Origin of the sequence: Chamaesiphon sp. OTE_75_metabat_556 (assembly GCF_031378165.1) — a bacterium.
Classification (GTDB): Bacteria; Cyanobacteriota; Cyanobacteriia; order Cyanobacteriales; family Chamaesiphonaceae; genus Chamaesiphon.
Genome location: NZ_JANNDR010000445.1, coordinates 1 through 2,054, shown reverse-complemented (window position 1 = coordinate 2,054; position 2,054 = coordinate 1). Strand labels below are relative to the sequence as shown.

At 44.4% G+C, this 2,054-nt stretch carries 2 protein-coding genes; both read left to right on the top strand.

The features are described from left to right. Nucleotides 1-453: 453 nt before the first annotated feature. Entirely contained in the window at nt 454-1,317 is an 864-nt protein-coding gene (locus tag RMO27_RS18110; RefSeq protein ID WP_309735085.1) for a DUF4388 domain-containing protein, read from the top strand. Between the two features lie 6 nt (nt 1,318-1,323). Further along, a complete protein-coding gene (locus RMO27_RS18105) occupies nt 1,324-1,881 on the top strand; it encodes a GTP-binding protein (RefSeq protein WP_396133750.1) in 558 nt (185 codons plus the stop codon). The last annotated feature ends 173 nt before the right edge of the window (nt 1,882-2,054 follow it).

Sequence of the window (2,054 nt, the reverse complement as noted above, 5' to 3'; positions counted from 1 at the left end):
CAAAGCTGCTTTGAACTAGTCATTGACGCTATTTCCCCGCGCAATTGCAGATCGATCTTTAGCGGCGGTTGAAGTTAGGGAGGATCTACATTCTCTCTAAGAGGAGGTCTGAAAAGATTTTTTTGATGTAGTTCGTAGATCCAAATCCCCCTAAATCCCCCTTAAAAAGGGGGACTAAGAGTCCGGTTCCCCCCTTTTTAAGGGGGGTTGGGGGGGATTTCTAGGGATTCTGCTTAATAGAATTGACTTTTCAGACATCCTCTAACAGCGATTTTTAGATGCGATCGAAGCTAAATCTTTAGCACGTTGATCGTCCTCTCAACATCAAAATTAATTTAAATTCACTATTGGTGATCTGTATTAAGGCAATACTGGGTAAACTTTATCTAGTATTGCTCTCCAATTTTACTGGATAGATATTGACCATTCGCAATTATTATGTTGGAGATATAAATGTCCTTAGCTGGCTATTTATCAGAATATTCATTAGCCGAAATTTTGCACTTCGTGCAAGAGGGTAACAAAACCGGCTTATTATCGATCGAACCCGATCGCGGCTTGAATCGATCGCTCAGTGATGTTTACTACATCGCCTGTCAAAGTGGCAGAATTATGTCTGTCGTCCCAGGCAATGTTTCGCAGCATCATGGGTTGATCAAACTGATGGAGCAAAGACGCTGGCTGTTACCAGAAAAAGTGGCAGGATTGGAGCCGCAGCTCGCAATCTTGCGCCAACCATTGGGCACCCATCTCAAATCGCTCAATCTGATTACCGCCGAACAACTCACCCTGCTCTATAACTCCCAGGTAATTGCCACTACGTGCAAACTGTTTGAAGTTCATCACGGTCGATTTGAATTCAATCTGCAAGCACCACTACTTTATAGTGAGATGACGGGATTGAGTTTAAATGCCAATGAATTAGCATTATTGGGCATGAGAATGCTCAAAGATTGGAGTGGCTTAGAGGCCAAATTACCCGCACTAGATTCCGCGCTGCAAAGATTGTCTGCCGAACTAGGTGGCATTAGACTCGATACCCAAGAATTGAAAGTTTGGAACTTGGCAACTTGTGAATTGCCAGTGACTAAAATTGCCGAACAGATCGGACTAGAGAGCCAAAAAGTTCGCCAAATTGGGTTTAGGTTGAGTTCGATTGGGTTGGTACAAGAAGTCAGTGCCGAACCGAGCCAACCACCTCGCAATGAAGCAATGGAGGCACCGACTCCAGTGTGTGTCGGTGGGGGTAATCCTCAAGTTCCGGTATCTGCTTCGTTCCTCAGTAATTTAATGGGCTTTTTGAAGAAAAAGGGTTGACACGTCATGGAAATAATGAATCTAGTAATCACCGGAACGGTAGGTGCGGGTAAAACCACCTTTATTCGTTCGGTGAGTGAGATCGAAGTTGTAGATACAGACAAAAAAGCTACTGATGATGTGGCCAACCTCAAACAAAATACCACGGTAGCGATGGATTTTGGTACCCTCCAATTTGGGGAGGAAATGGCCTTACATATCTATGGAACTCCGGGTCAGACTCGGTTTGATTTCATGTGGGAAATTTTGATCGAGCGCGCTCACGCTTATGTGCTGTTGATTGCCGCACATCGTCCGAGTGAGTTTCATCATGCGCGCCGGATTATGAATTTCATGAATCGGCACGCCCAAATTCCGATGGTAATTGGGATTACCCACAGTGATTGTGAAGGTGCTTGGAATCTGGAAGATATCGCCCTCGCTTTGGGCTATCAAGATAGTGTCACTCGACCACCGATCTTGTTGGTAAATGCTGAGGATGGTGAATCTGTAGCCATATTGCTCATTTCTTTAGTCGAACACTATATGCAAACTACTGCGATGGCCGCAACTGTGGCTTCATAGCTATTTTGGGATCGACAATTACCCCATGACGATCGCAAATTTTGCGAGGTACTGGGGCTAGCTAAGATTTAGGGTAGGGGCAATTCATGAATTGCCCCTACCCTAAATCTTAGCTAACCTCATAAATTAATATCTTAATTAAGCAATACCGCTTCCAAAGACAATTCTTTCCC

Excerpts from the sequence above, each read along its gene's own strand:
- RMO27_RS18105 (WP_396133750.1), top strand. The coding sequence starts at position 1,324 with ATGGAAATAATGAATCTAGTAATCACCGGAACGGTAGGTGCGGGTAAA.
- RMO27_RS18110 (WP_309735085.1), top strand. The coding sequence starts at position 454 with ATGTCCTTAGCTGGCTATTTATCAGAATATTCATTAGCCGAAATTTTG.